Origin of the sequence: Desulfovibrio desulfuricans, assembly GCF_004801255.1 — a bacterium.
Taxonomy (GTDB): Bacteria; Desulfobacterota; Desulfovibrionia; order Desulfovibrionales; family Desulfovibrionaceae; genus Desulfovibrio; species Desulfovibrio desulfuricans_C.
Window position 1 is genome coordinate 3,198,678 of the sequence record NZ_CP036295.1, and the last position, 19,841, is coordinate 3,218,518.

Annotated in this window: 19 protein-coding genes; 11 read left to right on the forward strand and 8 right to left on the reverse strand. The window is 60.1% G+C overall.

What is annotated here, in order from left to right:
* Window positions 1-486: 486 nt before the first annotated feature.
* From DDIC_RS13530 to sdhE, 7 genes are all read left to right on the forward strand, one after another.
* A complete protein-coding gene (locus DDIC_RS13530; protein ID WP_136400919.1) occupies window positions 487-1,989 on the forward strand; it encodes a leucyl aminopeptidase in 1,503 nt (500 codons plus the stop codon).
* A complete protein-coding gene (gene cobA / locus DDIC_RS13535) occupies window positions 1,989-3,506 on the forward strand; it encodes a uroporphyrinogen-III C-methyltransferase (protein WP_136400920.1) in 1,518 nt (505 codons plus the stop codon). Before DDIC_RS13530 ends, cobA begins: the two co-directional genes overlap by 1 nt.
* Before the next feature lie 3 nt (window positions 3,507-3,509).
* Window positions 3,510-4,184: a phosphoribosylglycinamide formyltransferase gene (purN, locus tag DDIC_RS13540; RefSeq protein WP_136400921.1), complete on the forward strand. Its 675-nt coding sequence runs from the start codon at window positions 3,510-3,512 to the stop codon at window positions 4,182-4,184.
* Window positions 4,185-4,321: 137 nt separating this feature from the next.
* On the forward strand, window positions 4,322-4,525 hold the full coding sequence (locus tag DDIC_RS13545) for a hypothetical protein (RefSeq protein ID WP_136400922.1): 204 nt from the start codon (window positions 4,322-4,324) through the stop codon (window positions 4,523-4,525).
* Window positions 4,526-4,616: 91 nt separating this feature from the next.
* The gene (sdhA, locus tag DDIC_RS13550) at window positions 4,617-6,449 is read left to right on the forward strand and encodes an 8-methylmenaquinol:fumarate reductase flavoprotein subunit (RefSeq protein WP_136400923.1); all 1,833 of its coding nucleotides are present in this window, start codon (window positions 4,617-4,619) and stop codon (window positions 6,447-6,449) included.
* Entirely contained in the window at window positions 6,449-7,408 is a 960-nt protein-coding gene (locus DDIC_RS13555) for a succinate dehydrogenase/fumarate reductase iron-sulfur subunit (RefSeq protein ID WP_136400924.1), read from the forward strand. The genes sdhA and DDIC_RS13555 overlap by 1 nt, the downstream gene beginning before the upstream one ends.
* Before the next feature lie 4 nt (window positions 7,409-7,412).
* Window positions 7,413-8,267, forward strand: coding sequence for an 8-methylmenaquinol:fumarate reductase membrane anchor subunit (gene sdhE / locus DDIC_RS13560; protein WP_136400925.1), 855 nt, complete (start codon window positions 7,413-7,415; stop codon window positions 8,265-8,267).
* A gap of 175 nt (window positions 8,268-8,442) precedes the next feature.
* On the opposite strand, the gene DDIC_RS13565 is transcribed toward sdhE, so the two are convergent.
* Window positions 8,443-9,384, reverse strand: coding sequence for a chemotaxis protein (locus tag DDIC_RS13565; protein WP_136400926.1), 942 nt, complete (start codon window positions 9,382-9,384; stop codon window positions 8,443-8,445).
* 191 nt (window positions 9,385-9,575) lie between these two features.
* Window positions 9,576-10,487, reverse strand: coding sequence for a cysteine synthase A (cysK, locus tag DDIC_RS13570; protein ID WP_136400927.1), 912 nt, complete (start codon window positions 10,485-10,487; stop codon window positions 9,576-9,578).
* Window positions 10,488-10,659: 172 nt separating this feature from the next.
* Between cysK and DDIC_RS13575 the strand changes: the two genes are divergently transcribed.
* Complete coding sequence (locus DDIC_RS13575; RefSeq protein WP_136400928.1) at window positions 10,660-11,115, forward strand: nuclear transport factor 2 family protein; 456 nt, start codon at window positions 10,660-10,662, stop codon at window positions 11,113-11,115.
* Window positions 11,116-11,307: 192 nt separating this feature from the next.
* Here the strand turns inward: DDIC_RS13575 and DDIC_RS13580 are convergent, their stop codons facing one another.
* The 3 genes from DDIC_RS13580 to DDIC_RS13590 all read right to left on the reverse strand — a co-directional run bounded on the left by DDIC_RS13580 (window position 11,308) and on the right by DDIC_RS13590 (window position 13,223).
* The gene (locus DDIC_RS13580; protein WP_168732571.1) at window positions 11,308-11,823 is read right to left on the reverse strand and encodes a YceI family protein; all 516 of its coding nucleotides are present in this window, start codon (window positions 11,821-11,823) and stop codon (window positions 11,308-11,310) included.
* Between the two features lie 233 nt (window positions 11,824-12,056).
* Entirely contained in the window at window positions 12,057-12,539 is a 483-nt protein-coding gene (locus DDIC_RS13585) for a DinB family protein (protein WP_136400930.1), read from the reverse strand.
* Between the two features lie 174 nt (window positions 12,540-12,713).
* A complete protein-coding gene (locus DDIC_RS13590; RefSeq protein WP_136400931.1) occupies window positions 12,714-13,223 on the reverse strand; it encodes a peptidylprolyl isomerase in 510 nt (169 codons plus the stop codon).
* A 110-nt stretch (window positions 13,224-13,333) separates the two neighbouring features.
* Here DDIC_RS13590 and mutY point away from each other — a divergent pair, with 110 nt between their 5' ends.
* Entirely contained in the window at window positions 13,334-14,563 is a 1,230-nt protein-coding gene (gene mutY, locus DDIC_RS13595; protein ID WP_136400932.1) for an A/G-specific adenine glycosylase, read from the forward strand.
* Between the two features lie 109 nt (window positions 14,564-14,672).
* Here mutY and DDIC_RS13600 read toward each other — a convergent pair whose 3' ends face one another.
* The 3 genes from DDIC_RS13600 to DDIC_RS13610 form a co-directional block, all read right to left on the reverse strand.
* Window positions 14,673-14,960, reverse strand: a complete 288-nt coding sequence (locus DDIC_RS13600; RefSeq protein ID WP_136400933.1) for an HdeA/HdeB family chaperone — start codon at window positions 14,958-14,960, stop codon at window positions 14,673-14,675.
* A gap of 671 nt (window positions 14,961-15,631) precedes the next feature.
* Window positions 15,632-17,035: an L-serine ammonia-lyase gene (locus DDIC_RS13605; RefSeq protein ID WP_136400934.1), complete on the reverse strand. Its 1,404-nt coding sequence runs from the start codon at window positions 17,033-17,035 to the stop codon at window positions 15,632-15,634.
* 81 nt (window positions 17,036-17,116) lie between these two features.
* A complete protein-coding gene (locus tag DDIC_RS13610; RefSeq protein WP_136400935.1) occupies window positions 17,117-17,578 on the reverse strand; it encodes a MarR family winged helix-turn-helix transcriptional regulator in 462 nt (153 codons plus the stop codon).
* 265 nt (window positions 17,579-17,843) lie between these two features.
* On the opposite strand from DDIC_RS13610, the gene DDIC_RS13615 reads away from it, so the two are divergent.
* Window positions 17,844-18,968 (forward strand): MFS transporter, encoded by a 1,125-nt coding sequence (locus DDIC_RS13615; protein ID WP_247647496.1) that lies wholly within the window; start codon window positions 17,844-17,846, stop codon window positions 18,966-18,968.
* 104 nt (window positions 18,969-19,072) lie between these two features.
* Complete coding sequence (locus DDIC_RS13620; protein ID WP_136400937.1) at window positions 19,073-19,813, forward strand: tetratricopeptide repeat protein; 741 nt, start codon at window positions 19,073-19,075, stop codon at window positions 19,811-19,813.
* The last annotated feature ends 28 nt before the right edge of the window (window positions 19,814-19,841 follow it).

Genomic DNA, 19,841 nt, shown 5'->3' on the forward strand with positions numbered 1-19,841 from the left:
GTAACACCCCGCGAAACAATGAAAAAGCAGAAGCGCAACAGGCAGGCAACAATCCAGCTCAAAGTGTTGCAAGGAATATGCCCGTACCCGCCTGCCTGCCTGAAATTCCGCCTGCGGGCGGCTGGCCGCCCTTGGCAAAACGGCCACGCCGAAGTATATTCACCTATTGGAACGCGGCGCAAGCGTCAGGCAACAGCCCCTCGCCCGCCACAGAACCCATGCGCCGCGCGGGCATCGCACTCAGAGCATTTCAGCTTTGAAATACTCTGGCGTCTGCTCACGCAGACACCCGCCATGCAGGCGTAAGCGCTGCTTCAGCCGTTGGCGAGTCTTCGGGCCTTGCGGCAGCCGTTTGCCGCAGAAGCGGCATTACGGATGAAGACAGCTCCGCTATTTATTTGCGCTGTTAAGCGCCGGAACGTGCGCGCCTTAAACGTTGAGAATGCACATTCTCAACGTTAATCTGCTCTAGGAGAACGCAACTCTATGGATATACGCTTTCAGAATCTTGGGCCGGAACAATGGAAGGGAGATGTTTTGCTGGCTCCCGCCTGCCAGGGCGAGGCCCTGCTTGACCAGTTCCCCGAGCTGGACAAGGTCGCTCCCTGGCTGGTCATAGCCCCTGCCCTGCGCGACTTCAAGGGCAAACAGGGCGAGCTGGCCCTGCTGCACGGTCACCCCGACCTTGCCGTGCCCCGCGTGCTGGCCGTAGGCCTTGGCCCACGTGAAAAAGTAACCACCGACATCATCCGCAAGGCCGTGGCCGCAGCGGTACAGCTGTGCCGCAAGCAGGGCTATACCTCCATGGTGCTGCCCGAACCGGCGCTGGCAAGGCTGCCAGGGGGCCGCGAGCGGCTGGTTGAAGAATGCGTATGCGCCGCGCTGCTGGCCCTTTACAGCTTTACGGCCCTTAAAAAGGCCGACGCCGACGAGCTCCCCGCCCCGCAATGGCTGGCCGTGGCCTTTGACGGGCAGGAAGTGCCCGACGCCGCCCACGCCGCCGCCCGCAGGGGCGAAAACGCCGCCTGGGCCGTCAGCCTTGCCCGCGACCTGGCCACCACCCCCTCCAATATGCTCTACCCTGACCTGCTGGCCCAGAAGGCCCAGGAGCTGGCGCGCGAAAAAGGCTTTGCCTGCACCGTGCTTGACGAGACCGAGCTGGAAAAAGAAGGCATGGGCTGCCTGATGGCCGTGGGCCAGGGCTCGGGCCGTCCGCCCCGGCTCATCGTGCTTGAGCACGCCCCGCAAGGGCACGAGCAGGATAAACCCCTGGTGCTGGTAGGCAAGGGCATCACCTTTGACTCGGGCGGCATCAGCCTCAAGCCCGCCGCCAACATGCACCAGATGAAGGCCGACATGACCGGCGCGGCCACAGTGCTGGCCACGGTGGCCGCCCTTGCGCAGGAGGACGCGCCCCGCCGCGTGGTGGGGCTGCTGGCCTGCGCCGAAAACATGCCCGGAGGCCGCGCCGTGCGCCCCGGTGATGTGGTGCGCGCAGCCAACGGCGACACGGTTGAAATTCAGAATACCGACGCGGAAGGCCGCCTTGCCCTGTGCGATGCGCTGGCCTATGCCCAGAAAAACTGGGTCCCCGCCGCAGTGATAGACATAGCCACGCTCACAGGGGCCTGCGCAGTTGCCCTGGGAACCCAGCTGGCGGGCCTGTTCAGCGACGACGCCGACCTTGCCGAGCGCATACGCGCGGCTGGCGGCGCTTGCGGCGAAGAATACTGGCCCCTGCCCCTGTGGAAGCCCTATACGGAAAATCTCAAGAGCGAAGTAGCCGACATCTGCCACATGGGCCCACGCGAAGGCGGCGCCATCAATGCCGCGCTCTTTTTGCAACACTTTATTCAGGAGGGCGTGCGCTGGGCGCATCTGGACATAGCTGGCGTAGACTGGGCCGCCAAGGCCACGCCGCTTGTTCCGGTCGGTCCCACGGCCTTTGGCGCGCGTACGCTGCTCGATCTCGCCAGGGGAGGCGTGTAATGAAGGTATTTCTCATCGGAGCCGGTCCCGGCGATCCGGGCCTGTTGACCCTCAAGGGGCGCGATGCCCTGGCCGCCGCCGATGTGGTGGTGTACGACGCCCTGGCCAACGACAGCCTGCTTTGCCACGCCCGCCCCGACGCGGAAAAAATCTACGTGGGCAAGGTGGCGGGCAACCACGCCCTGCCGCAGGACCAGATCAACGCCCTGCTGGTGCGCAAGGCCAAGGAAGGCAAGATAGTGGCCCGCCTCAAGGGCGGCGACCCTTACATCTTTGGTCGCGGCGGCGAAGAGGCCGAAGAGCTTGTGGCCGCTGGCGTGCCTTTTGAAGAAGTGCCGGGCATCAGCAGCACCATCGCCGCTCCGGCTTACGCGGGCATTCCCGTGACGCACAGGGATTTTTCCTCCTCGGTGACCATCATCACCGGGCACGAAAACCCCAACAAGCCCGGCTCTGTGCACAACTGGCGCGCCCTGGCAGCCAGCGCCTCCACCCTGGTTTTTGTCATGGGCATGAAAAACCTGCCCGACATCGCCCGCAATCTGCTTGAAGCCGGCATGGACCCGCAAACTCCCGCCGCCCTTATCTATCGCGGCACCACGCCCTACCAGCGCAGTCTGGTGGACACGCTGGCGCGCCTGCCGCAGGCGGCTGTGGACGCCAAGTTTACCAACCCTTCGGTTATTCTGGTGGGCAAGGTGGCAGGCCTGCGCGACACTCTTGGCTGGTTTGAAAAAAAGCCCCTGTACAGCCGCAGCGTGGTTGTCACCCGCGCCCGCGAGCAGGCCAGCGGTCTGGCGCAAAGCCTTGTGGATCTGGGGGCCGAGGTCATCCAGTGCCCCACCATTGAAATCAGCCCGCTGGCCGACTATGCCGAGCTTGACGCGGCGCTGGCCAGTCTGGCCTCATACGGCTGGGTTATCTTTACCTCGGTCAACGGCGTAAAGCACTTCTGGCTGCGTCTGGCCAAGGCGGGCAAGGACAGCCGCGCCCTTGGCCAGTGCAAGGTTGCGGCCATCGGCCCCGCCACGGCGGACGCTCTCGCAGAGCGCGGCATCACCCCCGACTTTATCCCCGAGCGCTACGTGGCCGAGGGCGTGCTTGAAGGCCTGCTGGCCCTTGAGGGCGGCAACGTGGCCGGCAAGCGCTTTTTACTGCCCCGCGCCGCCAAGGCCCGCGAAGTGCTGCCCGACGAGCTGCGCAAGGCGGGCGCTGTAGTGGACGTTATTGCCGCGTACGAAACCGTGCCCACCGCCCACAAAAGGGACGATGTGCTTGAGTGCATCAACGCAGGCACGCTGAGCTGCGTGACCTTTGGCTCTTCGTCCACGGTGGAAAACTTCCTTGCGCTTATCCCTGCGGCGACGCTCAAGGCCCACCCGGAAGTCAAGCTGGCGGCCATTGGCCCTGTCACGGCAGAAACACTGCAAAAGCATGGCCTTACATGCAACATCATGCCCATGGATTATACCATTCCGGCACTGGTGGACGCCCTGAAAACGTACTTTGCGAGATAATCAATGCCCCTGAAAATTGCCATTCTGGCCTCCGGCAGCGGCACAAACGCCCAGGCCATGATCGACAAGGCCGCCCAGGGCGTGCTTGATGTCAGCATTGCCCTGATCGTCTGCAACCGGCCCGGCGCGGGCGTTGTTGCCCGTGCGGAAAAGGCGGGCATTCCCTGCCTGGTGCTGGATCACAAGACCTTTGCCGACCGCGAGGGCTTTGACGCCCGCATGGTTGAGGCGCTGCGCGAGGTCGGGGCCGAGCTGGTGGTGCTGGCGGGCTATATGCGCCTGCTGACGCCCGTGTTTCTTGAGGCTTTTGCGGGCAGGGTCATCAACATTCACCCCGCCCTGCTGCCGAGCTTTCCCGGCGTGCACGGCGGCGCGGATGCCGTAAGCTATGGCGTCAAGGTATCAGGCTGCACCGTGCACTTTGTGGAAGAAAAGGTGGACAGCGGCCCGGTGCTTATTCAGGCTGTTGTGCCGGTCAACGCGGGCGAAAGCGCTGACGACCTCATGAGCCGCATCCATGTGATGGAGCACCGCATCTACCCTCAGGCCATACAGTGGCTGGCGCAGGGGCGCATTGAAGTGCAGGAGCGGCAGGTGCACCTCAAGCCAGCCAGCACACCCCGCGCACCGCGCGACGGCGACTGGCTGGTGTGGCCGCCGCTTGAGCAGGGATTCTGACCCAAGGTGCGCATAGCGCGAATTATGGAGAGACCCCCGCAAGGGGTCTCTTTTTGCTGCGGCGGGCCGCCCGGCAAACGCAAAGCATCTGGGGCCACGAGGTACCGTGCAAAAAAATATGGGGCAAACCAGTAAAAATGAGTTTTGTAACCGGCCAAGCCCCTGCCGTTGCCAGCTTTGCTGAACAGTTGCCGTGGGATGGCGTGCCGTATTTCCGCCCAGGCAGCCAATCTCACGCCGCCGCTTACATTACTTACAAAACTTACAAATCTCAGATGACCGTTGAAAAGCGGCTTTTTCCTGTGCTAGATTTCACTATCTTTGAAGGACACATCCATTGATTGTGCACTCAATCAGCATTACTGTCCTGCTGCCAGCGGTAAAAACGCTGGCGCTCATGACAGCCCATTACCAATCATTGAGGAAACCCTTATGACGCAGCAGTTTACACGCAGAAAATTTCTGCAATCGGCCTGCATCACCATCAGCGCGCTGACGGTGAACATGAGCGGCATTGAAAAAGCCCTTGCCGCAGCTGCCGGAGTCGGCCCCATGGCCACCTGCGACGTCCTGATCATCGGATCGGGCGGCGCTGGCCTGAGAGCCGCCGTAGCAGCCATGAAAAAGAACCCCAAACTCAACGTGGTTGTGGTCAGCAAATGCATGCCATCACGCAGCGCCACCTGTATGGCCGAGGGCGGCATCAACGGCGTCACCGATTTCAGCAAGGGCGACTCGTACGAGCTGCACTGCTTTGATACGGTCAAGGGCGGCGACTACCTTGTGGATCAGGACTCCACCCTCAAGTTCTGCGAACAGGCCGGCCCGGCCATTCTTGAGCTGGACTACCTTGGCATGCCCTTTTCGCGTACGGCCGAGGGCAAGGTCAAGGCGCGGCCCTTTGGCGGCGCTTCCAAGGTGCGCTGCAATTACTCCGCCGACAAGACCGGCCACATTGTCGCCCATACCTGTCTGGACGACGCCCTGAACAACGGCGTCAAATTCCTTATGGATCATGAGTTGCTGGATGTGGCCGTGGACAATGGCCGCTGCGAGGGCGCGGTGCTGCGCAACATCCGCACGGGCGAAATCGCCCCTGTGCGCGCCAAGGCCGTGGTGCTTGCCACAGGCGGCTACACCCGCATTTTCTGGAACCGCACCTCCACCCCCTACATTGCCACCGGCGACGGCGTGGCGGCAGCCCTGCGGGCTGGCGTGCCCTTTAAAGACCCGGAGATGGTGCAGTTTCACCCCACCGGCGTGGTGCACGGCGGCGTGCTGATTACCGAGGCCGCGCGCGGCGAGGGCGGCTACCTGCTCAACAACAAGGGCGAGCGATTCATGAAGGCCTACGCCCCCTCCAAGATGGAACTTGGCCCCCGCGACATCGTCGCCCGCGCCATCGAGACGGAAATCCGCGAAGGACGCGGCTACGGGCAGGGTCTGGAATCCTACGTGCTGCTCGACCTGAGGCATCTGGGCAGGGATAAGATTGTGAATGACCTTCCGCAGATCCGTCACGTGGGCAAGCTGTTTGAAAATATCGACCTGGTGGATCAGCCCATGGTCATCCGCCCCACGGCCCACTACTCCATGGGCGGTATTGAAGTGAACAGGTTTGACGACATGTCCACCGTTGTGCCCGGCCTGTTTACCGCTGGCGAGGCTTCGTGCGTGTCCATCCACGGCGCCAACCGCCTGGGCGGCAACTCGCTGGCCGACGCAGTGGTCACCGGCAAGATCGCGGGCGACGGCGCCGCGACCTTTGCCAGCCAGGCCGACTTTGCCGCTGGCAAACGTCTTGCCGACATCACCGCACGCTGGCAGAGCCGCTTCCGCGATGCCACAAACGGCGGCGATGCCAAGCAGCTGTATGCCATCCGCGAAGAAATGGGCGCGCAGCTCTGGGACAACATGGGCATTTTCCGCACCCAGGCCAAGCTCGACGCCCTGACCGGCACGCTGAACGACCTGCGCTCGCGCTACGACGCCCTGCGCGTGCCCAACGCCAACCCCGTCTACAATACGGTATTCACCGAATATGTGGAGCTGGGCAACATGCTGCAACTAGCCCAGGCCGCCTGCCTTGCCGCCTCCGAGCGCAAGGAATCACGCGGCGCGCACACCCGCGAGGATTTCCCCAAGCGCGACGACGCAAACTTTCTCAAGCACAGCATGGTCACCATGGACGACAGCGGCAAGATGCGCATGGGCTGGAAAGACGTGGAAATCACCAAATTCAAGCCTGAGGAGCGGAAATACTAATGGCCACCATCATCATTGACCGCTTTGACGGCAAAAACAGGTTTGAGCAGAGCTACAAGCTGGATGCGGCGGACGTAGCCGGCAAAACCGTGCTCAATACCCTGCTGTTCATCAAGCAGACCCAGGACCCCACGCTCAACTTCACCGCCTCCTGCCGCTGCGCCATCTGCGGCGCGTGCGCCGTGCGCGTAAACGGGCATGCGATGCTGGCCTGCGACACCAAGATGGACGACCTTATCCAGACCTACGGCTCGGATACGTTCCGTATTGCGCCGCTGGCCAACTTCAAGGTCATCTCCGACCTTGTGGTGGACTGGGAACCCGCCATGGAAAACCTGCGCAAAATCCATCCCGGCATGGTGGCAAAGTCCGAATTTTCCATGAAGGAAGGCTGCCGCCAAAACCAGAAAGATTTTGACCGCATTATCAAGCAGTGGGACTGCATCCTCTGCGGCGCCTGCGCCTCCGAGTGCAACAAGCTCAGCGCCGACAACCGCGACTACATGGAACCCTTTGTCTTTACCCACGCATGGCGCGCGGCCAACGACTCGCGCTCCAAAGACCCCCTGCTGCACGGCAAACCCGCAGTGGCTGGCGGTCTGTGGAACTGCGTGCACTGTCAGGAATGCGCCAACCGCTGCCCCAAGGGCATCAGCGCAGCCGACGACATCGCCGGGCTGCGGGGCATGGTCATGGCCAAGGGTATGACCGAGGGCGTCGGCCCGGCCCACGCCAAGTCGTTTTACACCGATCTGGTGGAAGACTCTGGCCGCCTCAACGAAGTGCGGCTTGCCCTGCGCACCGAGGGCATCAGCACCATTGCCCGCGCGGGCATGGCTGTTACCCTGCTGCGTCAGGGCAAAATGAATCCGCTTGAGGCCTTTGGCGGCGAAACCATTGAAGGGCACGACGCCCTGGTGAAGATGATTCAGGCGGCCCACGCCGCGGAAAAGGAGTAGCCGTATGCAGACCGAATTCGCCTTTTTTCCCGGCTGCGTGCTGACTCAGGCCGCCAAGGAATCCAGGATGGCTCTTGAGGCCGTAGCCCCCAAGCTCGGCATTACGCTTAAAGAAATACCCGGCTGGAGCTGCTGCGGCGCTTCACAGGCGCAGGATGTGGACCCCGTGGCAACCCTGGTCGCCAACGCCCGCAACCTTGCCCTGGCCGAAAAAATGGGCCTGCCCGTGCTGACCTCGTGCAGCACCTGCCTGCTTATGCTGCGCCGGGCCAAGGCCGAGCTCGACGGCGGCAAGAAGGACCGCATCAATACCTTTCTTGCCAAGGGCAATATGTCCTACGCGGGCACAAGCGAAGTAACCAGCCTGCTCTGGGTGCTGGCCCAAAATGCCCAGATGCTCAAATCCAGGGTGGTCAGACCGCTCGCGGGCCTCAAGGTTGCGGCGTTTTACGGCTGCCACAGCCTGCGTCCCGAGCACGCCCTTGGCTTTGAAAGCGCCGTAAACCCCTCGAGCTTTGAAACCGTGGTGGCCGCCCTTGGCGCGCAGACCGTCCCCTTTACCAAAAGGCTCGATTGCTGCGGCTTCCACGCCGTGTACCCGGCGGAAAAATCCGTCATGCGCATGACCGGCCAGATTGTGGACAGCGCGGCGGCCTCCGGCGCCACCTGTCTTGTAACCCCCTGCCCGCTCTGCCAGATGCAGCTCGACATTTATCAGGAAGCGGCGCAGGATATCTCCAGGTCCAAGGCCCGCATGCCCGTGCTGCACCTTTCGCAGCTGGTTGGCCTTGCGCTGGGTGTCCCGGCCAAGGCTCTGGGCCTCGACTACAACGTCGTTGACGCAACCAAGGTGGCCTAACAGCCTCTGACATATCAACAACGGGCGACCATTACCCCTTGGTCGCCCAGTGCGCGCCCCCTCTTGAACCCTACCCAAGAGGGGGTTGCGCGTTGCAATAGCAAAGCGCCCGGCCAAGACGACCGGGCGCTTTTTATCTGTAAAACTGGACTGGCTGCGGGCGGACGTTGAACGTCTACCCCCAGGCCTGGGTCACCAGATCGTACAGCTTGACCGAAAGCACCTTGAGGTCAGGCTTGGTGTACTGCACGTCAGCTCCCACAACGGCGCATTTTTTGGCCAGGGCGTCGTTGATCATGGACGAGAATATGGCCACCGGCAAGTTTTGGAGAATCTTGTCGTCCTTGACGTGTTTGCACAGGGCAAGGCCGTCCATGCCGGGCATTTCGATGTCTGTAATAATGCCGTGCACAAAGTCGGAGATGGGGCGTTCTTCCTTTTCGCACCGGTCGCGCAGCCCCTTGAGGTAATCCCACGCCTCCTGGCCGTTGACCTTCTGCGTCACGGTAAAACGGCCTTCCTTGTTGAGCAGATCAAGCAGAAGGCTGCGGATGCTGCTCGAGTCGTCCACATGCAGGATATTGTATGTTTTTTCGCCGCTGTGCTTCATGTCCGACGCGTCAAAGCGTATGGCCATGGCGGGGTGCAGCTCGGCAACAATGGCCTCGAGGTCGAGCAAAAAGATCACCCTTTCTTCCAGGCGCACCACGCCAGTTACCGAACTGCGGCTCACATTCTGCAAAAACTGCCCCGGCGCTTCCACATCCGTCCAGCTGAGCCGGTAGATGCGGTTGACCCCAGACACCAGAAAGCCCGTGCACACGCCGTTGAACTCGGTGACGATGACCTTGGCGTCCTCATTTTCAATGGGGCCGCTGCCCAAAAACTGGGCCATATCAATCAGCGGAACCACACGCCCGTTGCGGTGCAAAAACGCGCCCAAAAGAGCCTTGTGGCGCATTTCCGGCATGGCCGTTACCGGCTGACGACGGCCAATTTCAACAACCTTGGCCACGTTAAGCCCGTAGTGGGCCTCGTAGCCGTCCTGGTTGACGAAAAATTCAACAATTTCCAGCTCATTGGTGCCGGTTTCCAGCAGGATGTTGGTCTGCGCCATGGAAAAGCTCTCCGTTGGGCCAAGGCCCGTTAATGTCGGACGGCAGATCTGTACCTGTTGCTGCCAGCCGGTGAGCAAAGCTTACGCTGCCTTTCTTATCGGTAGCCTGATGCAAACATTTAGCCATAAGACCTCCGTAAGCGATTTTTTTTCGCGCTTTGCAAGGAGGCATCCTAAACATTCATCATACGCTACATATCAAGAAAAAGCCGCGTGGACATGTAACGCTCGCCCGTATCGCAGGCAAACGTGACAATATTTTTGCCCTGCATCTCGGGCCGGGCCGCCAGTTCGAGCGCCGCACGCACGTTGGAACCTGTGGATATGCCGACCATAAGCCCCTGCGCCATGAGCTGACGCGCAGTTTTTATGGCTTGCTCGCCGTCCATCTGGATAATTTCGTCCAGCAGGCCCCGGTCAAGGATGGGCGGCACAAAATCCGCGCCGATACCCTGGATGAGATGCGGCCCGGCCTTGCCGCCCGAAAGCACCGGCGAAGCCGCAGGCTCCACGGCAACAACCTTGAAGCCGGGGATATGCTCTTTAAGAAAACGCCCCGTGCCGGTAATGGACGAGCCGGAACCCACGCCCGCCACAAGCACGTCCATTTTGCCCACGCTGTCCTTGAAAATTTCCGGCCCAGTGGTTTTATAGTGGGCAATCACGGCCTGCGGGTTGGTAAACTGCCCAAGCACAAAGCCATCCTGCTCTTCGGCAATGCGTTTTGCTGCGGCCACGGCCCCGCTCATGCCCTGCGCGGCCGGTGTAAGCACCAGCTCCGCACCCAGCGCCCGCAGCAGATTGCGGCGCTCGACGCTCATGGATTCGGGCATGGTCAACACGCAGCGCAGGCCGCGCATGGGGGCAACCAGGGCCATGCCTATGCCCATGTTGCCGCTGGTGGCTTCAACCAGCAGCCCGCCGGGTTCAATACGGCCTTCATCCAGAGCCTCTTCAATGAGGTAAAAGGCCACCCTGTCTTTGATGGAACCGCCAGGGTTGCGGTTTTCAAGCTTCAGCCAGACCGTGCCGGGCAGATCGTGCGAAAGGTCAAGACGAAGCAGGGGAGTATTGCCGATGGTTTGCAAGACACTGGTCAACATGTAAACACTTGCCTCTCGTTAAAAAAAAGCCAGGAAATTCGTATTGATGGCAGATATTCGCTTTACAACAGAAAGATTTTGCTTAACTGTTGAGACATAATCATAGAAGAAAGCGTTTGCATTGGCAATTTTTGGACGCACTGGCGTAAACAGACCACATTGGGAGGACACCATGAAGATTCTTGCCGCATTGTTCGCTGCCCTTGTGATTACACTTTCCGGCGGCCTTGCCCAGGCAAAGCCCGATACCGTAGAGCTATACACTGAAGCCGTTATGATCGGCGACGTTCCCGCGCTCGAGACGCTGCTGGCCCCAAACTACTGGCACATCAACGCCAACGGCCATATTGAGGACAAGGAACACTTTATCAATACCATAAAAAACAAGGAACTGGTCATCGACCGGCTTACCTTTACCAACGCCCGTACTGCCATGATAGGCGACTCAAAGCTTATCACAGGCACTGGCTATCTCAAGGCCAAGGCAACGCCCGCTCTCCCCGTGGGCCTTATGCGCATCACCGTGGTGGTGGTTTCCAACAAGGGCCGCGAGCAGGTTGTGCTGTTCCAGGGCACGCCTGTTATCTCCACCGAAGACTGCAACGACGGCAACTGCAAGATACAGTAGCCGCGCAATACATGCAGCCCCGCTCTGTCCGTCAGGCGGGGCTGCATGCCGGGAGCTCAGGCTCCCGGCCTGTGTTTTCAGGGACACTACCTCGCTCGTCCATGCAGACGCAAAAAGCCGCCCCTGATGGCAGGGGCGGCTTTTTGCCATACTGCGGGGTATGGCGTCCCGCAGTACGCGTGGAGGATAAACCTAGACCGGCGAAACTTCAAAACTGGCGGCAACCCGTACCCGATCGCCCACTATGGCGGCGGGTATGTTGGTCCCGATGCCAAAATCGCTACGGTTCAGCTCGCCTGTAATGCTGAACGACTGTGTTTCCTTGTTGTTGATGGGGTTGGTGATCCTGTCGCTGGCTGTAATGTTGAAGGTCACCTCGCGGGAGGTGCCGCGCATGGATAGAAGCCCGGAAATGGTACCGGTCTTGTCCGCGCCCAGCAGCACGGCTGTGCTCTGGAAGGTCAGCTCGGGGTACCTTGCCACGTCAAAAAAATCCGCCGTGCGCAAATGCTCGTCTCGCGCATGCACATGGGTATCAATACCGGCGGCCTTGGCGGTCATGGAAAATACGGCGTCCGAAAGGTCGCTGTTGCCCACTTCAAGATCAATATCCACATCCGCAAAGCGGCCGTTAATGTCCGTAATCATGAGATGCCGCACCACAAAACCCAGATGCGAATGGTCGGGATCGTTCTTCCAGCTAGCCATAACAACCTCCTGCAACATGCAGGTTGTACTCAAAATGTATTGGCTGTTTTTGCGGCAACATCTGCCAGCAAAAACATACTTTCACGCTATGAAATAAAAATAAGGTTCCACTCCGCAGAGTCAAGCGGCGCAAGCCGGTTTTTATGAAATAACCCAGGGACCCAACAAACACTGGCGGCCCGCCGGCATCGGCGGCGGCAGCGGCGACCACAAAGCCGCCGCTGCGCCCTGCCCTAAAACACGCCAGGCAAGCCGTGATCGCGCAGGGCCGCGTCGCACGAGCCGATATGATAGGTGGTGTGCGAGGCCAACATGACCATCATGGCCGCATAGCTGAGGTCCCGGCCAATCTTTTTGCTCACCCTTTCCTGCAGTTTGGTAAGATCGGCATCGGCCAGAGCGGCTATCCGAGCGTCCACCGCGCCTTTGACATCGTCGCCATAGGCTTTCATGGCAGTCCTGCTCACCAGATGCCGCCCCTGCTCCCTGAGCATCAGCACGCCTATTTCGTCGGGCGCGGGCAAAAAGGTATCAGAGTCGTTTTCGAGTATAAAAAAATTCAGAACGGCAATGGCATGCGCCACCTGCTGCCATACAGGCCAGCCGCCGTTGGTTTCGGCCCAGATGTTGTCGGGGCAGACATCCATAAACTGGGCCAGAAGGTCCCAGGCACGCTGGAAGGGGGCATCAAGAGCTGTAACTATCTCTCTGGACATGGGACATTACCTCACTCTGTAAAAGTTTGAGGATACCGGTCGCGACTGCGCAGGCAGCCTGGGCAGGCATCGGGGCGCAAGCCCCCTGACAAGCCAAAAACCGCCGCAGCTCCGCGATAGCGGGCGTACGGCGGTTCAGCATGGCACAGGGCAGGCAAGGCCTGTCGCTACGGACTATTCGAAGCGGCTTGCCCCGGTGATAAGCACCATGTCGGTGGGCACATTTTCATGAAAGCCCACGGTCTTGGTCTTTACCTTGGCAATTTTATCCACAACTTCAAGACCTTCGGTCACCTTGCCAAAAACGCAGTAGCCCCAGCCGTCAAGGGTGGGAGAGCTGTGGTTAAGAAAATCATTGTCCACCAGGTTGATGAAAAACTGGCCGGTGGCGCTGTGCGGGTCGCGGGTGCGGGCCATGGCAAGCGTGCCGCGCTCGTTTTTCAGGCCGTTGTCGGCTTCGTTGGTTACGGGCTCACGGGTGGGCTTTTCGTCCATACGCGCGCCAAGACCGCCGCCCTGAATCATGAAACCGGGGATAACGCGGTGAAAAATGGTGTTGGCGTAAAAGCCGTCATCCACATATTTCAAAAAATTGGCAACGGTTTGGGGGGCCTTGTCGGCAAAAAGCTCCACCAGAATGTCGCCGGAGGAGGTCTCCAGCAAAACCGTAGGATTGTCGGACATGGGTGCTCCTTGAATGATTGTTCTGCACAGCGGGCGCTCCCCGCTATTGCCGGAATATAGGGCAAGGAAGCCCGGATGACAATGCCCGTTTAGCGGTATAGGCTGCAAGCATGAACCGCAAGCTTGCCAAACCCCAACCCGCCGCGCTGCCGGGTCTGCCCATAAAGGACGACATTCAGCCCGACCACCTGCCGCCGCAGAATCACCGCGCGGAGCTGCAACAGGCCCTGCTGCACTGGTTTGCCCAAAACCAGCGTAGCCTGCCCTGGCGGGCAAACTACACGCCTTACGAGGTCTGGATATCCGAGGTCATGCTGCAGCAAACCCAGATGGAGCGCGGCGTGAGCTATTTCAACAGCTGGATGCGGCGCTTCCCCGACATCGCCAGCCTGGCCGCCGCCAGCGAGGAAGAAGTGCTGCGCCAGTGGGAGGGCCTGGGCTATTACTCGCGTGCGCGGTATATCCTCAAGGCCGCCCGCAAGATCATGACCGAACACGACGGCGTTTTTCCCTCCGACCTCGCCGCCATACGGGCGCTGCCCGGCGTCGGCCCATACACGGCGGGCGCGGTGGCCAGCATTGCCTTTGGCGAAAAACTGCCCTGCGTGGACGCCAATGTGGAAAGGGTCATTGCCAGGGTTTTTGATGTGGACAGCCCCGTCAAGCAAGACCCCGCTGCGGGCGTCATCCACCGCTGGGCGTTGCGCCTTGTGCCCGAAGGGCTGGCGCGTGAGCACAACCAGGCCATGATGGAACTTGGCGCGCTTGTGTGCCGCAAAAAACCCCGCTGCGGCGTCTGCCCCCTGGCGCGCTACTGCATCAGCCTGCATCTGGGCATTACCGACCAGCGCCCGGTACCGGGCAAACGGGCCGCCATCACGCCCGTGCTTGCCGTCACCGGCGTGCTGCGCTGCGGCGACAGGGTATTTGTGCAAAAACGCCCGCCTTCCGGCGTGTGGGGCAACCTGTGGGAGTTCCCCGGCGGCAGGGTCGAGGCAGATGAAAGTGCGGATCAAGCCGCCGTGCGTGAATTTATGGAAGAAACGGGCTTTGCCGTGCGGGTGGCCCAACGCTACGGCATCATCCGGCACGGGTACACCACCTATCGGCTGACCCTGCACTGCTTTGGACTGGAGCTTGCCGCTGGCGCTGAGACGCCGCCCAAACCGCCGCTGCTCTCCGCTGCCACAGAGGCCCGCTGGGTTGCGCCGCAGGAACTCAACGACCTTGCCATGCCCGCAGCCCATCGCAAACTGGCGGACAAACTTTTTGGCGCCCCGGATGCGGAGGGTGCGGCCGAGCCGCAACAGGCCCCGCTGCCGTCTGAACCATTACAATAAACGGTGCGGCAAATGCGCTTGCGCACCGGCAATGCCGGGCAAAAATAAAGGGCGGACTCGCAGGAGCCCGCCCTTTGTTTTTTTCAGGACATTTTGGTCAGTGAACGAATTAATCCGCCACAACCGAAAGCACGGTCTTTTTGGGGTTCTGTTTGCAGACCTTCATAATCTGGGTCAGGTTGTTTTCCACAGCACCGGCGTCCAGGGTCGTGTCGCCGGTTTTGGCGCTGGCGTAGCCATCAAGCCAGAAATAAAACATGGTCATGGTCTGGGCGTCCAACTGCACAAACGCACTGCAGGGCAGTTTGCCAAAATCGATTTTGTCGCCCTTGGCCGAGGCAGTCATGGGCAAGGCAAACAGGGCCGCCAGCACGATTGCAAAACACAGTTTTTTCATTTTGCACTTCCGGTGTTACAGATTTTGGGACGTACAGAATGCGCACAAAGAGCGACGTGAAACATGATCAACCTTGTTGCAACATACTCGGTTGCAGCAATACATCACTACGATTGCAGTATTTATGATGCTGCCAAAGCATGGGTGCAAAAAACACCGGAGAGAACGAAAAACCGAAACTCTCCGCAAAGGCATATCCCCGCATAGCCCACGATGCCACGCATTACATCGCAAATACTCTCTTATTTTTTTGTCTTTGTCGATACTCAAGGCCTGAATACCTTTTTTTAAAAATCAGGTAGTTTGCAGAATCTTTTTTGCGCACATGACATATACAGCACAATATTTTGCCAGTATTTGCAATTTATGTCTGCAACTGCATTTCTGCAACGCGCAGCATGATTACTGCGCCATAATAATGCTCATTGCATGACAGATCTTCATTGTATTTTTTATTGAGGCCACCGCAGCGCTCCGCCAAATACACATAAAAATTTCTGATTATCAAAACACGTCTGCAAAATATAAAAGATGCGGCTCACGGGCCGGGTTGCGGAGGCGGCAGTACCGCAGTCGCCCATCGGGCGGGACGGCGCAAAAAAAGAAGCAGGCGCAATCCATTTGCTTCTGCTTCTTTTTATGTTCGTTTTGACCTGCCGCGCTGTGCGGGCTTACTTGCCGGGCCCGACAGCGGCATTTTTTTTGCGCTCCATGACCTTGGCCACGGCCTCGGCCAGACCGCCGAGCGAGGTTTCCTTGTAACGCGACTGCAAATCCAGCCCGGTGCGGTACATGACCCCGATAATTTCATCCAGCGAAATAACGCGCTGACGCCCGTCTTCGAGCCGCGACAGCTGGGCGCAGTTGACCGCGCGCTCCGCCGCAACGCCGTTGCGCTCGATGCAGGGAATCTGCACCAGCCCTCCAACAGGGTCGCAGGTGAGGCCAAGGTTGTGCTCCATGCCGATTTCCGCCGCCACTTCCACCTGTTTGACATTGCCGCCGGTAACGGCGCAGTAAGCGCCCGCCGCCATGGAGCAGGCCACGCCCACCTCGCCCTGACAACCGACCTCCGCGCCCGAAATGGACGCATTGAGCTTGTAAAACAGGCCAATGGCCCCGGCAGTGAACAAAAAGTCGCGCGCCCCTTCGTCGGTGACATGGGGGTAAAAATTCAGATAATACAGCAGCACCGCAGGCACAATGCCCGCCGCTCCGTTGGTGGGGGCAGTGACAATGCGCCCGCCTGAAGCGTTTTCTTCCGCTACGGCAAAGGCGTAGAGCATTGGCCACAAGCTCAGGTCGCGTCGCCCTGCAGCCTGCAGGGCGCTCACCTTGCGGAGCAGGTTGGGCGCGCGCCTGCGCACGTTGTAGCCGCCGGGCAGTACCCCATCCGTATAACAACCGCGCTCCACGGCCTCGCGCATTGCGTCCGTGATAGCGGCCACGCGATCATGAACCTCGCTCTCGGACCGCCAAAACACCTCGTTGGCCATGACTATCTGCGCGATGGTCTTGTTTTCGCGGGCGCAGATTTCAAACAGCTCCGTGGCGTTTTCATAGGGATAAGGCGGCGTTGCGTACAGCTCGCGCGGGCGGTCAAAGTCGTCGTCGGTGCGGATAAATCCGCCGCCGATGGAGTAATAATTTTTGGTGTACAGCGGCTGGTCGGCGACGGTGAAGACCGAAAGCGTCATGGCGTTTGAGTGGCGGGGCAAAAAAAGGCCCTTGTGCTCGCACACGTCGCGCTGAAAATTGAAAGGAACGGCATAGGCGCACATGAGCACAAGGTCGGCGTTGTTTTTTAGCTCTGCCGTACGGCGGGCCATCTGCGCAATGTCCACCTCTTGCGGTTCCTCGCCCTCAAGTCCCGCCAGCAGGGCTCCAAGGGTTCCGTGCCCTTCGCCGGTGAGCGCCAGCGAGCCGTACAGCTCTATCTTTACCCGCCCCACCAGCGGCAGCAGGCCGAGCACGGCGAGCTCGCCGGCAAAGGCCTTGCCCGCCACCATGGGGCCAACGGTATGAGAACTGGAAGGTCCGATACCTATCTTGAACAGGTCAAAAACGCTGAGCATGACGCTCCTCCCGCAAATCGCATGGCGAGGCGCAAGGCCTCTGCCGCAACATATCCCGCAAAGGTCACCGGACACAAGCGGTTAGCGGATACGCTTCTGCTTTGTCAGCGCTGCAAACGTCGCCCCGCGCAGCTCTGCCGCCCGGTCGGCCACACGTTGCATGAAGTCGAGCAGACTTTTCTTTTCCCGCTCCGAAAGCACCCCCGTGACGGCATCGTCCCAGGCCTCGATCACAGCCAGAATCTGCGGGTACAGCTCATGGGCGCGGGCCGTGGGAAAAACCGTGGCAGTGCGCTTGTCGCCGGGGTTGACCTTGCGGAGGATGAGCCCCTTTTTTTCAAGCTGCGCAAGCGTGCGGGCCACGTTGCTTTTGTTGATGCAGATGCGCTCGGGCAGTCTGTCCTGGGTGATGCCCGGCTCGCGGCAAAGATAGATGATAAACAGGTACTGGCTGCTGTTGAGTCCAAATTGGGCCAGCGCCCGGTTGAGGTAGAGATAATAGTGTCGGTTGGCCAGTGTAATCCATCTGTAGGCAGGTTCCATGGCACGTTCCTGCGGCATGTTGGCTGCCGCCGCTCTGCAGGGTACAATCGACCTCTGGTCTGCGCCCTTGCGCAAACATGGCCGCAAGCTCGCGCCTTGACAAAGCGTCCCAGGCGGGGGCATAGATCGTTGCGTACGCAACGATCTATGCCCTACCATAAGCACGAGGTCAACCATGCCCATAAAACGAAGCCGCACCCGCGTAGCCCATCGGACGGATTCAGATTTTTGCGAGGCGCTTTCAGCCATTTGCAGGGGCAATTTTATGGTTGTTACCTGCATCAACCTGCTGCTGATGACAGATTATTATCTGATCTTTGTCACCGGGGCGGCCTATGCACAAAAAACCTTTGACGTCAGCCTCAGCCTGGCCGGGCTTTCATCCGGCGTCATGGTGATCGGCTGCCTGGTGGGCCGATTTGTTACCGGCAACCAGCTGTCGTCCATAGGGGGCAGGCCGTGCCTGCTGGCGGGCCTGCTGCTGTTTACGGCGAGCATTGGCGGCCTGTTGCTGGTGCATTCGCTGCCGCAGCTTTTTTTACAGCGCTTTGCCGCCGGGGTCGGCATCGGGGTGGCGGGCACTGCCACCGGAGCCATTGTGGCCTATGTGGTGCCCGTGCGCTTTCATGGTCTGGGCATCGGGCTTTTTAGCATGAGCGCGGCATTGGCGCTGGCTCTCGGCCCTTTTTTGGGCATCAGCATTTCTCAACGATACGGGCATGAAGCCCTGATGCTGGTTAATGGCGTCGCGTGCCTGCTGTGCCTGGTCATTTTTTTCTTTTTGCGCAACCTGCCGCTCATGCGCCAGCATGTGCGCCCGACCTTCAGCCTGTACAGTTATATAGACCCGCGCGTGGTGCGGTTTTCACTGGTGGCTCTTGTCATCTGCCCAAGTTACGGCTGCATCCAGGCTTTTTTGCCATCCTTTGCCGCGCAAAACGGCCTGACCTCCGCTGCCAGCTTTTTTTTTCTTATATACGCTGGCGCTGCCATACTCACGCGGCCCCAGACTGGCAGGCTTTTTGATAAATACGGCGAGCATGTGGTCATGTACCCCGCGCTGCTGCTTACGGCCATGGCCCTGTGCGTTCTCTCCCAGGCCGACAGCACCGCCGGGCTGCTGGTCGCCGGGCTGCTGCTGGGCATGGGTTTTGCCAATTTTCAGTCCGTGGGGCAGGCGGTATCGCTCTCGCTGGTCTCGCGGTCGCGCTATGCGCAGGCCACCACCACCTTCTATATCTTTTTTGACCTTGGCATTGGCCTTGGGCCGTACATTTTTGGATTTTTCATCCCCGTTGTCGGCTACAGCGGCATGTACCTTCTGCTGGGCATGGTGGCTCTGACAGCCGTTGCCGTTTACCGACTTGTGCACGGCAACCGGGCGCGCTGACAACGCCAGTAATGGCCGGTTGTGCGCAGGCTGCGGGCTTGCCTCTTTTTTCCTCCGGTTGTAGGCTGATGGATAAAGATATTTTCCGAAGCCAAGAGGAATCCATGGCCAGTCAGAAGTCCCCCAAAGAATCCGAAGACACCGCGCCGGCAGCGCAGCCCGCTACGCCCGCCGACGCCAAATCCACCAGCGCACAAACCTTGCAGGCCGCTTCTGAAGCAGCGCAGGCAGAACAACACAAAGGGTTGAGCAAAGTCAGCAAGGGCGCCTTTTTTGTAGGCATTGCCCTGGCTCTTGTGCTGGGCATCTATGTGGGCAGCCTTGTGCCGTCCATGTTTGCGCCCGCCGCGACCGCGCAGCAGGCCGCCCCGGCTCAGGCCCAGGCCCCAACCCAGACCCGGCAGGATAACCAGCCCCCCATGCCACCCGAGCTTGCGGCCAAAATCGCCGCCATGGAGCAGAACGTTCTTGCCAACCCCAAGAGCGCGGAAAACTGGACGGAACTGGGCAACCTCTATTTTGACACCGGCCAGTCGCGCAAGGCGGCCGAGGCGTACGAACGTTCGCTGGCGCTGGCCCCCGATAGCGCAGACGTGCTCACCGACCTTGGCATCATGTATCGCGAACTCGGCGAGTTTGATAAGGCCGTGGCAAGTTTTCGCCGCGCCTCAAGCGTAAATCCCCGCCACGAAAACGCCATGTTTAACGAAGGCGTGGTGCTGTACTTTGATCTCAAGCGCAAGGACGACGCCATGAAGGCATGGCAGCGCCTGCTGGCGATCAACCCCGGCGCGCGTGCCCCCGACGGGCAGACTGTTTCGGATGTGATCAGGAATTTGCGCTAGCTGCGGCAACCGCAAAAACCGTCATACG